Genomic DNA, 17,451 nt, shown 5'->3' on the forward strand with positions numbered 1-17,451 from the left:
TAGTATAAAAATTCCTAAAAAATAATTTAAATAAAATTATATAATTGCTTTTATCTTTAAATTGTCTTATTATATAAATTATGTAATAAGGATAAAAGATGGAAGTTACTACAGAAACTAAAACTAGCAGTTTAAATGCTTACGCTCAAACACATCAAAATTCAAATACAAATAAAACAGAAAATAGTACTCCAAAAACTATGGAAGATTTAGAGAAGAAGTATGGAGATAAGTTTGAAGATTACTTGCAAAAGTTTAATGAACTAACTAAAGATGATAATACAATTAGCAAAGAAGAAGGATATGAATTAAAATATAAAGAGTCTGTTGCATTAAAAGAAATAACAGAAATTAAAAATGCAAATGGAGGTAATTTTATTGATGAAGAAGTAATTTGGGGACTTGACCCTAGTTTACCTCCTGAATTAGCTGAACAACAAAATGATTTAATGAAAAAGATTGCACAAAATCCAGATGATGCAAGTTATGTTTGGATGCTTTTTGAAATTCCTAAACAATACAACCAATACATGAATGGAGAAAAACCAACGTCATTTTTTCAAGTAGATGATAATGGTAAATTTATGAGTGAATTAAAATCTACAAATAAAAAGTTTGATGCTCAAGAATTTGTAAATAAGATGATAGACGTATTTACAACTGAACTTTCAAAAGCAAAAACAAATGACCAAAAAGAGATATACCAAAGACTTGTTGATGGATATAATGATATGAAAGAGCAAATAGAAAATCCACCTTATAAAGAAACAGTAGTTTATGGATAAGGAAATAAAATGCAAGTAACAAATAACCAAGAAGTACAATCATATAACTATAAAAACATAAAACCTCAAGAAGTAAAAACAACTTCCTCAACTTTTGATTCGCTTTTAGAAGAACAAAAAGAGGTGCCTGATAAGAAAGAAGGATTAGTTTTAGCTAATATTGATAAGTATAATTTATATGAAGATTTATCTGACGATGAAAAAAAAAGATTTAGAGAAATATTGGCTGATGATACTGTTAGCCTTGAAGAGTTAGATACTTTATCGTATGAAGAAGCAAAAAGATTTTTTAGTCATATGTATCCTAAAGATATGGAAAGCATTATGAAATCGCCATTAGTAAAATATGGTGATGACAATAATCAAATATTTATGATGTCATCTTCAATTCACATGAGTAATGATGAAAATTTTAATAAAGCTATGTATAGAACATATAGAGAAATTAATACAGAAGAACAAAGAGATATCTTCCATTCTAGCATATATAATTTAAATACTGCATATATAAATGATGAACAGTATGAACAAGTAAAAAACATGTATGGAGAGAGTTTTATATATAATATGTTGAGCAATTTAGAAACTGAATATTCTCAAAATCAAGACTTAAGAACAAAAATGTTGCTTGATAGTTATACTCTTCTTCAAAAAAACTATAATGAAGTTTTAAATGAAAAGAAAGAGATATATGCTTAATAGTAAGTTTAAGCAAAGAGTGATTTAGATTAAACCACTCTTTTTTATATAATCAGCTACTCTAAATGAGTTGGCATAGATTGTCCAAGTGTATGGGACACTTCCACCTGTGGGCATAAAACTTCCATCTGTCACAAAAAGATTAGCTATATCGTGGCTTTGGCAGTATTTGTTTAGAACTGATTTTTTAGGGTCATCTCCAAATCTACAACCACCTGCTTGTAAGTTTGCAGAAGGAAGTGGTGAGATATCACTTTTTATATCTTTTGCTCCCATTTGTTTTAGCACATCTATTGCTTTTTGTGCTAAGAACTCTCCTACTTTTACATCTTGTGGATGGGCTCCGATTCTAATAGTTGCCACAGGAACTCCATACTTATCTTTGTAGTTTTCATCAATAGTTACAAAACAATCATCATTTGGCATCCAGTCTGTAAAAATCTCAAAATTTAGTATTCGTGATTTTGTAAAGTTTTTGTATAGTTTATCTTGTAACTCTTCTCCAAAAATGAGTTTTCCTTCTTTATTTGATGTGAGTTTTAGTGCTTTTCTTATGGGATTTGCATGGTCAAATAAGAAATCTATAGTTCCACCTTTGAACTCTTTTGTAAAATACCAATCTTGCAAACCTCTATTTACAAAAAGTCCAGTTTGAAAAAGTTTTTCTTCTTTTAAAATAGATTTATCAATAATAGCACTTCCAACTCCACCACCAGTAAAAAGCATATTTTTACCAACTTGACCAGAAGAGTTTGCTAAACCATTTGGAAAGTCACTATTTTTTGAATTTAGTAAAAGTCTTGAACTCTCCACTGCTTGAGCTGCTAGAACAAATAGTTTTGCCTCTACACTTTTTTGAGTTTTTTCTTTTGTGTAATAGAGAGCCTTTTGGATTTTTTTATCTTTATTTGTAAGAAGTTTAAAGACAAAGGCATTTGGTATTATTGTTATATTATTTGTTTCAAGTGCTGGTTGAATTAAGGCTGCTCTTGAACTTCCTTTTGCACCACTTGAACAAGCATATGAGCCACAAAAGTTTGAATAATAACAAGCATTTCTAGCATTTTTCTTTTCAGAGATAATGGCTCTAGGAACTTTATATGAAGTATAATTTAACTCTTTACAAGATTTATCTATAACTTCACTTATTGGATGTTCTTGTAGTCTTGGATAAGCATAGTTTTTGCTACTTCTTGGTTCTGCATGCGCATAGGAAGTATATTCCCCTGATACTCCAACAACCCTTTCAACTTTATCATAATATGGCTCTAACTCATCATAAGATATGGGCCAATCAACTACATTGGCACCTTTGTATTTACCATAAGTTGATTTTAGTTTAAAATCATTTGGTTTAAGTCTATGAAAATATCCACTCATAAAATTTGATGAACCACCTAAAAAGTTTCCATTCCAAAAGCTCCAGCCAGTTTCATAAGTAGGGAATTTGTACCATTCTCCATCGATTTTTTCTTCTATTACATGGTATTCATCTTTTAAATTTGGAGTAAAAATATCTCTTCGTGAATATGCCATCTCATCTTTTGAGAAATCTTTTTCACTATAAATATCACCTTTTTCTAGGATTAAAACTTTTTTTCCCTCTTTTGCTAGGGTATAAGCTATGGGACCAGCTCCAGCTCCACTTCCTATAATACATACATCATAAATCAATTTTAGCTCCATATTTTTTCTTTGGTCTTGGCATTCCTGCTTTATGTTTAAGTGCCATCCATCCTGATTGAAACTTGTTTCCTCCATATATTGGGTCACTTAGCATGGCTTCAATTCCATAATAAACTAAAATATTTAACCAAGAATTTCCATATTCACTCTCATTTGCTTGTTTTACAATTTCTAATTTATCACTTTTACTTGCTTTAAAAAACTCTGGAAATGTTTCAGCAAATATTTTTGCACCATTTAAAATAAGTTCTAAATCATCTTTATCAAAGGTTTGATGGTCAATATTTTGTTTTAGGTAAGATATACTTCCAAACTCTTTAGCACTTGGCATTTTCGAAGTTTTTGGAAAAAGTATATTTTGAACTTCTAAAATAGTTGTCCAGATTTTTTCATCAATATCTTTTGCCATCATATAACTATTTATTATGATTGGCGAAAGGCTGGTAAGTTTTATAAATGTTCTTCTTTTCATATATTTATCTTATAAAAATTTTGTAAATCTTTTGTGTAGTAATAATTGTATCTTTTTACTATTAAATAAAGCACTTTATGATACTATTCGCAAATGACAATAAAAAAGAACTTACACTAAATGCCATTATCAAATCTAAACGAAGAACAACTAGCCGCAGCTACCTGTAAACCAGGCTTTAACCTTATTATTGCAAGTGCAGGAACAGGAAAAACATCCACTATTGTTGGAAGAATAGCTTCTTTGATAAATAATGGAGTTAAACCTTCTGAAATTATACTTTTAACTTTTACAAATAAAGCAGCTCAAGAGATGGTTCAAAGGGTTTCAAACTTTTTTGGAAAAGAGATAGCTGGAGCTATTATGGCTGGAACTTTTCATAGTGTAAGTTATAAATTAATCAAACAATTACAAATAAATATAACACTAAAACAGCCAAATGAGTTAAAAACTCTTTTTAAATCTATTTATGAAAAAAGAGTTTTTTTTGAAAGGGATGATTCAACTTCTCCTTATGATGGTGGTTATTTATACGATATTTATTCACTATATTTAAATTCTAAAAATAATGAAGAGTTTGGTGATTGGATAGTTGAAAAAAATGCTGGACATGAGATTTATACAGATATTTATGAAGATGTAATTAAAGAGTTTCATCAATTAAAAAAAGAGTATGGTTATGCAAATTTTGATGATCTTTTAACAATCATGCTTGAGTTGTTAGAAACTAATAATTTTGATTTTAAAGAGATACTTGTGGATGAGTATCAAGATACTAATCCTTTGCAAGGAAAACTTTTAGAAGCTTTTAAACCAAAATCCCTTTTTTGTGTGGGAGATTATGACCAAAGTATATATGCTTTTAATGGTTCTGATATAGGTATTATTTCAACTTTTGCCGATAGATATGAAGGAGCAAAAGTTTTTACACTTAGAAAAAATTATCGCTCAACTAGACCAATATTGCAACTTGCTACAAAAGTTATTGAGCACAATGAGAGAGTTTATGATAAGAACCTTGAAGTTGTAAGACAAGAAGCAGAACATTCTCCAAAATTATTGACTTTTAGCGAACTTTTTGACCAGTACGAACATATATCAAAACTTATAAGTCAAAGTACAACTCCTCACAGTGAAATAGCAATAATATTTAGAAATAATTCAAGTGCTGATGGTATTGAAGCAAATTTAAGGGAGTATTCTATTCCAGCAAAAAGAAAAGGTGGAAAAAGTTTTTTTGAAGCTGCTGAGGTAAAATTTGTATTAGATATTATTACATTGATGAAAAATCATAATGATATGATGGCAGCAATTCATATTTTAGAGTATGGAAAAGGAATTGGAAAAGCCATAGCAAAAGATTTATTTGATGCTTTGATAAAATTAGGTAATGGAGATTTATTTCAAGGATTATTTCATCCTGATCCAAATATTAAAAATCCATATGAATCAACTAAAACAAAAAACGTGCAGTTAGGACTTTTTGATGATTTTGCAGAGTTAGGTTCAGTATCTAAATTTAAAGATTGTGGTTTTGATGAGAATTTTTTAGGAAATCCTATTTTAAAGCATCCAAAACTTTGTGTAGAAGGTGGAGAATTTTTATTTGAATTTTATTTGATTGTAAAAGATTTAAAAAGGGTAAAAAATCCTAGAACTGCAATAGATAATATTTTTAAATCAAATTTATATGACCACCTAATTGAGATGTTATCAACAAAAAGAGCTACAAGAAAAGATGGGCAAATAGACCCTTCTATGAAACAAACTTCAATAGTAAGAATTAACAGAAAAATTACACTCTTGAAATCTTTGTCATATCACTATAATGATATAGAAAAATTTATAAATGCAATGGTTTTAGGTGGAAATGAGATGAGTGAAGGTGAGGGTGTAAACCTACTTTCTGTACATGCTTCAAAAGGCTTAGAGTTTAAAGAGGTTTATGTAATTGATTTGATGAATGGAAGATTCCCAAATCAAAAACTTATTGCAAAAGGTGGAAGTATAGAAGAAGAAAGACGCCTTTTTTATGTAGCAGTAACTAGAGCAAAAGATATTTTGTACCTCTCTTATGCAAAATATGACAAAGTAAAAAAACTAAGTTTTGTTTATTCACAGTTTTTAAAAGAGGCTGGTTTAATAAAAGATGAGAGTTAAGGTAATCTACTTCTAACTCTATTTTTCCCTTTTCTTTTTGCATCATATAACATCAAGTCTGCATTTTTTATAATCTCATCTATTGAGTGAGTATTGATTGAGTCACTTACTCCAAAACTTGCAGTTATAAAAAGTTTTGAACTAGGTATATTAATTACAATTCGTTCAATTCTTTTTCTTATATTTTCAGCAATTTTAAATGCCTCTTCTAAATTAGTATGTGGTAAAGCAATAGCAAACTCTTCCCCTCCAAGTCTTCCAAAAATCTCATCTTTGTATAAAATCTCTTTTATTGAGTTAGCAAATACCTTTAAAATCTTATCACCAATTTCATGTCCATATGTATCATTAATGGATTTAAAATTATCAATATCAATCATTATTATACTTAGTATTCCTTTGCTTTTTTGAACTTTTTTGAATAAAGCGCTTGTATGTAAAAAGAAGCTTCTTCTATTTTTGATTTGAGTTAAATAGTCAGTATGAGCTAAATCATAAAGTTTTAAATTTACTTTTTCAAGCTCTTTTATTGTGTGATTATATTGATTTGTTCTATCAAATACTTTCTCTTCTAATTCTTCATTTACTTTATTAAGTTGTTTTTGGAAAGTGATACTTATTAGTATAGTTAAAGTAAGAATTATTATAACAATCAAAGAGAATATTTTTATACTATTTTTAGCCTCTTTTGTTAACTCTTGATAGGTTTTTGTTTGTATGTGAAACAAAAAATTGTTTTTGATATTTAAATAGTTGAGTTCATTTATAATAGTAAAATTTTCAATATATGTAAAAACTTCTGTTTTATTTTCAAAGTTAATAGAACAATCATCGAAAAATCTTAAACATTCATTTTTTATATTATTTTTACTTTCTTCTTTTATAGAAGAAAGATTTTTATACTCATTATCTAATAAATATAAAAAGTTTTCAATATTTTTATTATTTTGTTTGTTTTCAATTCTATTATAAGTAGTTATAGAAAAGTCATAACTAAAGTATAAAAAAACACTTGTAATAACAATTAAAAGTATAAAAAATGTTAATGATTTGTCTATAAATATTTTTTTCATATTATCCTAAAATCTAAAAGCAATTATTATATCACTAAAAAGTTTAAAATAACTTTTTTATATTATTAATCTTTTATATACCCAAAATTAGTTATAATCGCGTAATTTTAGATAACAGGATAATTTATGAGTGAAAAGTATGAACCCTCAATTGTAGAAGATAAATTTTATAAAATATGGGAAGAGAGAGGTTACTTTGAGATTGATGGTAACAAAAATATTCAAGAAGTTGGAAAAACTTTCTCAATAATGATGCCACCACCAAATGTAACAGGAAGTTTACATATTGGGCACGCTTTGACATTTACATTACAAGATATTATTACTAGATATAAAAGAATGGACGGCTTTAAAGCCTTATGGCAACCAGGAACTGACCATGCTGGAATTGCTACACAAAATGTTGTGGAAAAACAGCTTTTAGCAGAAGGTACAACAAAAGAAGAGATAGGACGTGAGAAGTTTCTTGAGAGAGCTTGGTTACAAAAAGAGACAAGTGGTGGAAATATAGTTCATCAAATGAGAAAATTAGGAGTAACTCCTGCTTGGAAACGTGAACGATTTACTATGGATGAAGGTTTACGAGAAGCAGTAAAAGAGGCTTTTGTATCTTTATATAATGAAGGACATATCACTCAAAATAACTATATGGTAAACTGGTGTACACATGATGGAGCCTTATCAGATATCGAAGTTGAACATGAAGAAATAAATGGTAAGTTTTATCATATGATTTATAAATTTGCAGATGGAAGTGGAGAAGTTCAAGTTGCAACTACTAGACCAGAAACGTATTTTGGAGATACGGCAATCATGGTTCATCCAGATGATAAAAGATATGCAAATATTGTAGGAAAAGAAGTTTTACTCCCTTTAACTAATAGAAAAATAAAAATTATTACAGACTCTCATGTGGATATGGAGTTTGGAACAGGTGTTGTAAAAGTTACTCCAGCACATGACCAAAATGACTATGAAGTTGGGAAAAGACACGACTTAGAGTTTATCAAAGTATTTGATGAAAAGGGTATTTTAAATGAATACTGTGGAGAGTTTGCAGGACTTGAGCGATTGGAAGCAAGAAAACCAATCGTTGAAAAACTTCAAGCTGAAGGATATATTGTAAAAATAGATGAGCATGTTCATCAAGTAGGGCACTGTTATAGATGTAAAAATATTGTTGAGCCATTTATTTCTCAACAATGGTTTTTAAGTTCTGATATGGCACAAGAGTCTATTAGAAAAACAAAAGAGACTACAAAACAAAGAGCAAAAGATGGTACTCACAATGGTACACTTTTTCATCCAGCACATTGGATAAATTCATACACTGCATGGATGGATGAATTAAGACCTTGGTGTATCTCTAGACAACTTTGGTGGGGACATAGAATTCCTGTATTTACTTGTGAAGATTGTGGACATCAATGGGCTGATAAAGCTGATGAGCCAGAGAAGTGTCCAAAATGTGGAGTTAAACATTATACCCAAGATCCAGATGTACTTGATACTTGGTTTTCATCTGCTTTATGGGCAATGTCACCTTTGGGTTGGGGAAATAATGGAAAACTAAAAGAGCTTTATAATGACAGTGACGAAGCTGATTTTTATCCAAACTCTTTACTAATCACTGGTTTTGATATTATGTTCTTTTGGGTAGCTAGAATGATGATGATGGGAGAACACTTTAAAAAAGAGTTACCATTTGAAGATATTTATATGCACGCCCTTGTACGTGATGAACATGGTGCAAAAATGTCAAAATCAAAGGGAAATGTAATCGACCCACTTGATATGGTAAATGAGCATTCGGCTGATATTATTAGATTTACTTTAGCATATCTTTGTGTTCAAGGTAGAGATATTAAATTAGGAGCTAAAAACTTAGAACAGTTTAGAAACTTTACAAATAAACTTTACAACGCATCAAACTTTTTACAACTAAACGTTGATACTTTCCCTGATTTAAAAGATATTGAGATTAAAACACCTCTTGGTATTTATATGCAAAGTAGATTAAGTGATGCAATTGATGAAGTTAGAAATACACTTGATACATATAAGTTCAATGAAGCTGCAAGTACACTTTATAAATTTGTATGGAATGAGTTTTGTGATTGGGGTATTGAGTACGCAAAAGCAAGTAAAGATTCTGTTGTAGAACTTGGGGCAATTTTCAAAGAAACACTTAAAATGGTATCTCCATTTATGCCATTTATCTCAGACTTTTTATATCACAAACTATCAGGAACATCATTAGAAGAGGGTGATTCATTGATGATTATGAACTTCCCTAAAGAAATAGCAAAAAATCAAGAGATGGAAGATATGTTTGCTATTATTGAAGAAGCAATTGTAGCTATTAGAAGAGCAAAAGTTATTATTGATATGGGTAATAGTAAAATTGCAAAAGCATATATCAAACTTGGAAAAAATATTGATAAAGAAGTGGCAAAACCATTTATTGAAAAACTAGCAAAAGTAGAAAATATAGAGTTTGTAGATGCTAAACAAGAAAATTCTATAACAGATGTTTCTGATAACTTAGAGGTTTATTTACCAACAGGTGAAATTGATATGACGCCAATTATCAATAAACTTTCTAAGCAAAAAGAAAAGTTAGAGAAAGAAATAGCAAAACTATCTGGAATGTTATCAAATGAAAGATTTGTAGCAAATGCACCTGCTAATGTTATAGAAGAAAATAGAGCTGGATTAGCAAGTGCTGAAGAGAAACTTGTGAAAGTAGAAGCTGAACTTAAGTCTTTAAACTAGGAATATATGATGATTACATGTTATTTGAATTATATAATTGATGCAAATAAAATAAAAGAGTTTGAACACTATGCAAAACTATGGATACCTTTAGTTAATAAGTTTGGTGGTACACATCATGGATATTTCCTTCCATCAGAGGGTAAAAATAATGTTGCCTTAGCTTTATTTACATTTCCAAGTTTAGCAAGCTATGAAAAGTATAGAAATGAATCTTTTAAAGACAAAGATTGCATTGCTGCATTTAAATATGCAGAAGAAACAAATTGTATTATTAGTTATGAAAGAAGTTTTTTTAGACCAGTTTTTGAATAAGGGAGGGATTTTAATGAAATTATATAGATTTATCACTCATCAAGATAATAGTGAATTTTGTATGAGAATAACAAAACTACTTAATAATGGTTGGAAATTACATGGAAATCCAACATTGACTTTTAATGGAAAAACACCAATAGCAGGTCAAGCATTGGTTAAAAAAGTAAAAGGTGAAAAGTTTTCAGATAATATTGATTTGAAAGAGTATTAAACCAATAAAGTAAAGAGATTTTTCTCTTTACTTTATTATTTCAACTCAAAAGGTGTTTCTTGGTAAACGTAATAGTTCAACCAGTTAGCAAAAAGTAAGTGAGCAGCAGAACGCCATTTTACTTTTGGTTCTTTTGTTGTATCGTTATTTTTAAAGTAGTTTTTTGGAATATCGATATCTAAGCCTTTTTCTACATCTCTAAAGTACTCTTTTTGCAAAGAATCAAAATCATACTCCACATGACCGCTCATAAATACATGTTTTCTATCCTTTGAAGCTACAAGGCAAACACCTGAATCCTCTGAATATAGAAGTAACTCTAAGTCAGCAACTTTATCAATATCTTCTTTTAGTACAGTTGTATATCTTGAGTGTGGAATATAAGCTTCATCATCAAAACCTCTTAAAAGTGGATTTGTTTTATTGAAAAGGTCATGTTCAAAAACACCAAATGTCTTTTTATCTTGTTCATATTTTGGTATTCCATGGTGATAATAAAGTCCTGCTTGTGACCCCCAACAAATATGCAAAGTAGAAGTAATATTTGTCTTTGAATATTCCATGATTTGTGTTAATTCTTCCCAATATGAAACTTCTTCAAAAGGCATAGTTTCTATTGGAGCACCAGTAATAATTAATCCATCGTAAGTATGTTCTTTTATCTCATCAAAGGTTTTATAAAAACTTTCTAAATGATCTTCTGAAGTATTTTTAGACTGATAAGTTGCAGTTTTTAAAAGTGTAATTTCAGTTTGTAATGGGGTATTTCCTAAAAGTCTTAATAATTGAGTTTCAGTTTCTACTTTATTTGGCATTAAATTAAGTATTAGAATTTTTAGAGGTCGGATGTCTTGTTTCATCGCTTTTTTATCATTCATAATAAAAATATTCTCTTTTTGTAAAATCTTAACAGCTGGGAGTTTTTTTGGAATAACAATAGGCATATTAACCTCCTTAATAATTTTTGCTGATTATATCATTAAAGTAATAAAAACTACTGCCATTTAAGTAAATAAATAATGAGTTTATAAAATAGATTTTATGTATGTATATGATAGAATAGAAATCAACTATTATCACAATAAAGGACAATGTGTGTTATATGTAAGAAATATTGTATTAACAATAATTACTTTATGTTTTTTTACAGGATGTATATCCATTAAAAAAGAGAACCTTCAAGAAGTATTTCAATCAAACAATGCAGTTGAGATAAAAAAAGATTATAAAAAAATCAGTAAGTTGGTTTTAAATTTAAAAGAAAAACTTGATAAACGAAATCCACGTGCCTATGACAAATCATTGGCATCAAAGATTTATAGTGAAGTTGATAATTTAGAAAATAATATAAACCTAAATTTTAAAAAAAGTTCTTTAGATTCTTATACAAGTTATTTGCAAATAGCTTTTAGTAAAGATGATATACAAAATAGAAATGATTATTTAATTCTTGGCTTATATAAAAATGTTTATGATGCCTATGATATAAAAAGTAGTTATAAAATTACTGCTTTTTCTTATGACAAAGAGAAGCTTAGAAAGTTATATGCAAATCTTCAAATCTTAGCATGGAAAATCAAAGTTGAAAAAGATTTGAGTGATAATTATCTATTTTTAACTTGGCAAAATAATTGGCAAATAGAGATGGAAAAAAGAGTTAAAAATGGTTTAAAACCTTCTTGGAAAGATTTTGAAAAATTAGCATATATAAAAAGTGGAGAAGAGAGTATTTTTGGATACTCAAATTTCTCATTTGAACATATTATTTTACAAATGAAAAATAGAGTTGAGATGACTTTAGAAAGACTTGGAGATGAGCCAACTCAAATGAGTATAAATACTATAAAATCACTTTTTATCTTTTTATAGGATTAAAAACTCTTTCTTAATTTATGGGTAATTGTATATAAAACTGGTAAATATATTAGATTTAAAACAGTTCCCCATGCAAGTCCAAATCCTAAAGCTATTGCTATTGGTTGGAATATTACAGCTTCCCCACTTGGAAATAAAATCAATGATAACATACCAATCAATGTAGTAACTGTTGTAATTATAATTGGTCTAAATCTTTTTGTTGCTCGCCAAAAAATATCATTTAAAGTTTTTGCTTTTTTCAAATAAGTCATCATAATAATACCATCATTTATAACAACCCCTGAAAGCCCCAATGCACCTATTAGTGATGGCATTGAAAGGTTTAATCCCATGATTTGGTGACCAATTAAAACACCTAAAATAGAAAATGGTATAACACTCATTACAATAAGTGTTTCCCTAAATGAATTAAATAAATAAAGCATAGAAATCATAATTAAAATTAGTGCCAATGCAGTTGCTAAAAGCATATCTCTTTTTAGTTCTGCTTTTTTTTCAGCTTCACCTTTAAAGACTAACTTAACACCATCTTCTCTTATTTTATCTAGTGTAGGTTTGATTTTATCTATGGCTTCTGTAGCAGTTATAATATCAGGATTTACATTTGCAAAAACATAGAAGTTTTTAATAGCATCATCTTTTAAAAGTTGCTCAAAAGCTCTTATGGTATTAAACTCTACAATTTCATTTAAAGCAATAAAAGTACCATCATCAAGTGGGATTTGAGTATTTTTAAATTTTTCTATATCATCTTTGTTGGTTGATTGTATTTTAATATCAAGCATCTCTTTTTCATCAAAAGACACAGATTTTTTCTTTAATAAATATAAATTAGATAAATAGTTTCCTATAAATGATTCAGTAATACCTAGTTGTTCTCCATAAGAGTTTACTTTGATTTTGATTTCATCAATACCAAATTTCAAAGAGTTTGATACAGATTTCATACCATTTAGTTTTCTTAATTCTTTATCTAGTAGTTCAACTGTATGTATTGCTTTTTGATTGTCTGGTGTTATTACACCAATTTTAATATCAGCTTTTATTGGACCTACTTTTTTCTCTAATACGGCTATCTCATCTAAGTTGTATTTATCTTTGTAGTTTTTACTTTGAATATATTTTTTTAGTCTTTTTGCAATTTTATCAGAAGTCTCTTCTCTTGTTCTCCCTGTTTCATCATAATAAAAACTTAAATTTGGAGTAATGTATTTATCTAAAAAATTACTTGGTTTAAGTTTTTTAAGCTCTACAGTCATATACATAGCATAAGGAAAGTTTTCAGTGTTGTTCCCTACATCTTTTCTATATCCTGCAACAGAGTTGATATTTCTAATATAGAATTCATCTTTTTTCTTTATCAAATCAGCTTCTATTTGGCTAACAATTTTAAAAGCTTCTTCTAAAGTAGTATTTGCATTTGCTTTAAGGGTTATTTTTATATCTGTAGAATCAAACTTTGGAAACATCTGAAACTTTGAACTACTTATGAATTCAAAAGTAAGTAGTGGGACCAGTATAATAAAAATTGTTATAAAAGTTTTTTTCCAGTTCATAAAAAAATGAATTATCTTACTATAAATAGTATTTGCTTTTTCCCATGAAGTAACTTTTGAGCCATTTTTAAGCGTATGGGCAGCATGTATAGGTAAGAAAATAAAAGATTCAATTAATGAGGCAATAACTAAAGCACTTAAGGCAATAGGGATTAGTTTCATAACTTGTCCCATAGTTCCACTTATCATTAATATTGGAAGAAAAGAAAAAAGTGTAGTAATTGAAGCAATAGTTACAGGTTCAACCATCTCCTTTGCACCCATTATTGCTGCTGTTTTAGGGTCATAGCCTTCTTCAATATGTTGTTGTATATTTTCACTAACAACAATGGCATCATCCACAACAATTCCAATGGCGATTAATACACCTACAAGGGAAATCATGTTTATTGTATATCCAGAAAAATAAAAATACACAGCTGCTATTACAAAAGAAGTTGGAATACCAATTGCTATGATAAAAGACATTCTAGCATTTATTAAAAGGGCTACAATTATGGTAATAAGTATTACTCCAAACAAAATATTTGATGATACTATATTTAATCTATCAACAATTCTTTCACTATTATCATCTGAAATTTCAATATTTATATTTGGATTTCTTTTTGAGATATTTGGAAGTAGTTTTTTTATCTCTTTTACAATTTGAATTGCATCAGCTGTATTTGCTTGAACAATTTGAAGTGAAAGTGCACTTTGACCATTTAGTGAATAAAGCGTTGATGAGTCTTCATATTTTTTAGCTATGCTTGCTATATCCCTTACATATACTGCTTTATTTGATAATTTTAATAAAATGTTTCCAAACTCTTTGGCATTTTTGGCACCATTGTATGTTGAGATATAAAAATGCTTTTTAGGGTCTTCTATTTTTCCTATAGGAAAGATATATGAAATAGTTGAAATGGCATTAAATACTTCATTTTTATTTAACCCAAGTGCTTCAATTTTATTTTCATCAATTAATACTTCAAAAAATTTATCCGAATCACCATAAATATTAATTTCACTAATACCATTTATATTTAATATTTGACTTTTTAAACTATCAGCAAAGGGTTTTAACTCATCAGTTGAAAGTTTTTTTGATGTAATTGTAACATCTGCTAATGTTCTTGTTCTATCTAAAACATTTACACTTGGTTCATCCATATCAGAGGGTAGATTTGTTTTTATAAGTGTGATAACATCTTTTATTTTGTCAGCTTCTCTAAATCTATCTTCACCTTTTTTAAGCTCTAAAATAATAGTAAATTTTCCAGGACTTATAACAGTAGAAATTGTATCAATAGAGTCTATATTTTTTATGTTATCTTCTATCTCTGTTACAGCCATCTTATCTAAAATGTCAACAGAAGTTCCAGTATATGAACCTTTTATTGATATCATATCTAAATCAAAACTTGGGAAAATCTCTTTTGGGGTTTTTGTATATGACCAAATACCAATGGCAAAAATTAGTATAAAAAGGGTGTAATTCATCCTAGAGTTTTCTACAAAAAATTTCAAAAATTTTTCAAACATATTTTGCCTAATATTAAGATAAGTGGAGAAATTATAAGTAAAAAATATTAATCAAAAATTAATATTTTTTACAATTATAGCATTTATCTGCTAGCTGCGTATAAATCTAACTCTTTAACTTTTTCTAAATCATCATCTGCTTTAACATTTTCTGCAAGTACTTTTATATTAATTAAGTTACATAAGTCTTGAATTGATTCAACAAAGGCATGTTTTCCTGAATCACTTGATATACCATTTGTATAATCTCTAGCAAGTCTAATAAAGTCAAGATTTAAGTCTTTTATACTCTCTAAAGGAATAAATTTTGATTCAAATCTTTTTACAATAATTTTAGCTCCCCAAAGATTTATAGCTTTAGCAAAAATTTTAAACTTCTCAATATCTTTTGCAACTCCATATGCAGTAACTGAAAATACTAATTTATGTGCAATTGCAGCATTAACTTCAAGGGTAAATTTTAACCAGTTAATAAAACTTAAATCTACAATTGAATCAAGTGATAGATTTATAGAAATATTGTTTTCTATATTTTTTTCTTGGATATGTTTTATTACATTTGTTACAACTGCTTTATCAAAATCTACAACTTTTTCATATTTTTCAGCAATAGAAATAAATGTTCCAATTGGAATAGGATTTCCATTTTTATCATTTGCAGAAGTAAAAGCTTCTTGCATAATAAGTTTTCCTTCATCTTTGCCATTTAAAAGGTACTCATTATTTATGAATCCAACATTGAATTTAGAGTTATCTATAATATCAAAAATTAATTCTTTCCATGATTCCATATCTCTTGCTAAATCATTTGCATCTCTTACAACAAATTCATTTGGTCCAACTTGTTTTGCCAATTCTCGTGCTTCTATTGCTGCACTTAACATTTCTGGTGTTGTTCCTATTTGGTTAAACATAGTAACCCCAATATTTGATAGGTTTGCTATTTTTATCTCTTTTGAGATTTCATCAAATTTTGATTTTAAATATACAACTAACTTTTTAATATCATCTTGTGAACAATTTTTTACAATCATTGCAAATTCTGAACCAAAAAATCTATATGCTTTTATATCGAAATTAAATACTTCATTTGAATTTTTTAAGATATTTGCAAAATCTTTTATAAGTTTATCCACAGCACTGTTTGAGTTATTTCTTGCAAATTCACCTAATGATTCAATTTTAAGGCTCATTACATATCCATCCGTTTTACTAATAAACATATTTTTCATATCAGTTTCAAATGTTTGTCTCATTTCAAGTTTTGTAAGACCATCTTGTGAGATTTTTTTAGTTACATTTTCAATATTTGAATTAAGTTTTTTAATTATTCCTTCAATTTTTCTAGACATATCATTCATAGCAATTGCAACGTTTTTTATTTCAGTTGTTAGTGGAAGTTTTTCAATTCTACCAAATTTACCAACAGCTATATTCATCGCAAGTTTTTCTATATTTTTTAGAGGTTTTAAAATAAGTTGTAAGAAGATTACTAAAATGCTTAAAGAGATAAAAAATGCGATAAGTGAGTATGCAATTGCACCTCTTGCTTGTTCATAAAGTTTTGCATAAGCATCACCTGCATTTGCACTTACATAAATTGTTGCAACATTATTCCATCCATCACTAATTTCGCTAGATTTTTCTTTCATATGTAGTTGAATAAGATTTATAAACCATTGGGGAACAAAATCAAATTTTTCTTCTCTATACTCTTTTACTAAGATTTTATTTAAGTTTAATTGTGCTGTGGCATCAATTGTTTTTTTATTAATTGTAAGTTTAAATTCAACATCAAATATTCCACCATTTTGGTACTCTTTAGTTGGTATAAATAGATATTTAGAACTTGTTTTGGTATCTTCTGTGATTACTTCATCTTTTGATACTGACTCTAAGGAATCAAGTGCATTTTCAAAAAGTTCACCACTTTTTTGAAGTTCTATTTTCCCATATTTTGGATCGATTTTTACATCAGAAATTGATGTATAGTTATTGATATTTAAATCTTTTATATTTTTTATTAACTCATCATTGGTAAAAGAAATTTCAATATCTTCCAATCTTAGTTCTTTATAAAATCCTCTGTTTGCAATGGCTTTAATGATACTTTCAATTTCAGGGTCTTTTTTATCACCAATCAGAGGTTTTAAACTAAGACCTATAGAAGTAGCAGTATCTTGCGCTTTTGTTGCTGATTCTATTTCCAAATACTCTTTGGTATTTTTAACACTAATAATAAAATTACCTGCAAATATTGCAAAAAATATTACAGATATTATTATGTAAAGTTGTTTTGATAAAGACATGT

At 28.2% G+C, this 17,451-nt stretch carries 13 protein-coding genes; 7 read left to right on the forward strand and 6 right to left on the reverse strand.

The features are described from left to right. The first annotated feature begins 98 nt into the window (after nt 1-98). Nucleotides 99-785 carry a hypothetical protein gene (locus tag ACQY5W_RS03110; RefSeq protein ID WP_428023481.1) on the forward strand — a complete coding sequence of 229 codons (687 nt, stop codon included), beginning with the start codon at nt 99-101 and terminating at the stop codon, nt 783-785. 9 nt (nt 786-794) lie between these two features. Further along, on the forward strand, nt 795-1,484 hold the full coding sequence (locus ACQY5W_RS03115; protein WP_428023482.1) for a hypothetical protein: 690 nt from the start codon (nt 795-797) through the stop codon (nt 1,482-1,484). A 24-nt stretch (nt 1,485-1,508) separates the two neighbouring features. Here ACQY5W_RS03115 and ACQY5W_RS03120 read toward each other — a convergent pair whose 3' ends face one another. Then, entirely contained in the window at nt 1,509-3,170 is a 1,662-nt protein-coding gene (locus ACQY5W_RS03120) for a GMC family oxidoreductase (RefSeq protein ID WP_428023483.1), read from the reverse strand. Next, nucleotides 3,148-3,642: a hypothetical protein gene (locus tag ACQY5W_RS03125; protein WP_428023484.1), complete on the reverse strand. Its 495-nt coding sequence runs from the start codon at nt 3,640-3,642 to the stop codon at nt 3,148-3,150. The genes ACQY5W_RS03120 and ACQY5W_RS03125 overlap by 23 nt, the downstream gene beginning before the upstream one ends. Nucleotides 3,643-3,762: 120 nt before the next feature. Between ACQY5W_RS03125 and ACQY5W_RS03130 the strand changes: the two genes are divergently transcribed. After that, nucleotides 3,763-5,802 (forward strand): ATP-dependent helicase, encoded by a 2,040-nt coding sequence (locus ACQY5W_RS03130; RefSeq protein ID WP_428023485.1) that lies wholly within the window; start codon nt 3,763-3,765, stop codon nt 5,800-5,802. Here the strand turns inward: ACQY5W_RS03130 and ACQY5W_RS03135 are convergent. Continuing rightward, on the reverse strand, nt 5,799-6,875 hold the full coding sequence (locus ACQY5W_RS03135) for a GGDEF domain-containing protein (RefSeq protein ID WP_428023486.1): 1,077 nt from the start codon (nt 6,873-6,875) through the stop codon (nt 5,799-5,801). The two genes, ACQY5W_RS03130 and ACQY5W_RS03135, sit on opposite strands and share 4 nt — an antisense overlap. A gap of 126 nt (nt 6,876-7,001) precedes the next feature. On the opposite strand from ACQY5W_RS03135, the gene ACQY5W_RS03140 reads away from it, so the two are divergent. From ACQY5W_RS03140 to ACQY5W_RS03150, 3 genes are read left to right on the forward strand one after another with little or no spacing between them, the layout of a single operon-like run. After that, the gene (locus ACQY5W_RS03140) at nt 7,002-9,650 is read left to right on the forward strand and encodes a valine--tRNA ligase (protein ID WP_428023487.1); all 2,649 of its coding nucleotides are present in this window, start codon (nt 7,002-7,004) and stop codon (nt 9,648-9,650) included. A 9-nt stretch (nt 9,651-9,659) separates the two neighbouring features. After that, nucleotides 9,660-9,965 (forward strand): NIPSNAP family protein, encoded by a 306-nt coding sequence (locus ACQY5W_RS03145; protein WP_428023488.1) that lies wholly within the window; start codon nt 9,660-9,662, stop codon nt 9,963-9,965. Nucleotides 9,966-9,978: 13 nt separating this feature from the next. Beyond that, complete coding sequence (locus tag ACQY5W_RS03150) at nt 9,979-10,179, forward strand: DUF1737 domain-containing protein (protein ID WP_428023489.1); 201 nt, start codon at nt 9,979-9,981, stop codon at nt 10,177-10,179. Nucleotides 10,180-10,214: 35 nt separating this feature from the next. Here the strand turns inward: ACQY5W_RS03150 and metA are convergent, their stop codons facing one another. Further along, entirely contained in the window at nt 10,215-11,123 is a 909-nt protein-coding gene (gene metA / locus ACQY5W_RS03155; protein ID WP_428023490.1) for a homoserine O-acetyltransferase MetA, read from the reverse strand. A gap of 151 nt (nt 11,124-11,274) precedes the next feature. Between metA and ACQY5W_RS03160 the strand changes: the two genes are divergently transcribed. After that, on the forward strand, nt 11,275-12,048 hold the full coding sequence (locus tag ACQY5W_RS03160) for a hypothetical protein (RefSeq protein WP_428023491.1): 774 nt from the start codon (nt 11,275-11,277) through the stop codon (nt 12,046-12,048). 2 nt (nt 12,049-12,050) lie between these two features. On the opposite strand, the gene ACQY5W_RS03165 is transcribed toward ACQY5W_RS03160, so the two are convergent. Continuing rightward, complete coding sequence (locus ACQY5W_RS03165) at nt 12,051-15,140, reverse strand: efflux RND transporter permease subunit (protein ID WP_428023492.1); 3,090 nt, start codon at nt 15,138-15,140, stop codon at nt 12,051-12,053. An 83-nt stretch (nt 15,141-15,223) separates the two neighbouring features. Continuing rightward, on the reverse strand, nt 15,224-17,449 hold the full coding sequence (locus tag ACQY5W_RS03170; protein ID WP_428023493.1) for a bifunctional diguanylate cyclase/phosphodiesterase: 2,226 nt from the start codon (nt 17,447-17,449) through the stop codon (nt 15,224-15,226). Nucleotides 17,450-17,451: the final 2 nt, after the last annotated feature.

Origin of the sequence: Arcobacter sp. (assembly GCF_050300555.1) — a bacterium.
Classification (GTDB): domain Bacteria; phylum Campylobacterota; class Campylobacteria; order Campylobacterales; family Arcobacteraceae; genus Arcobacter.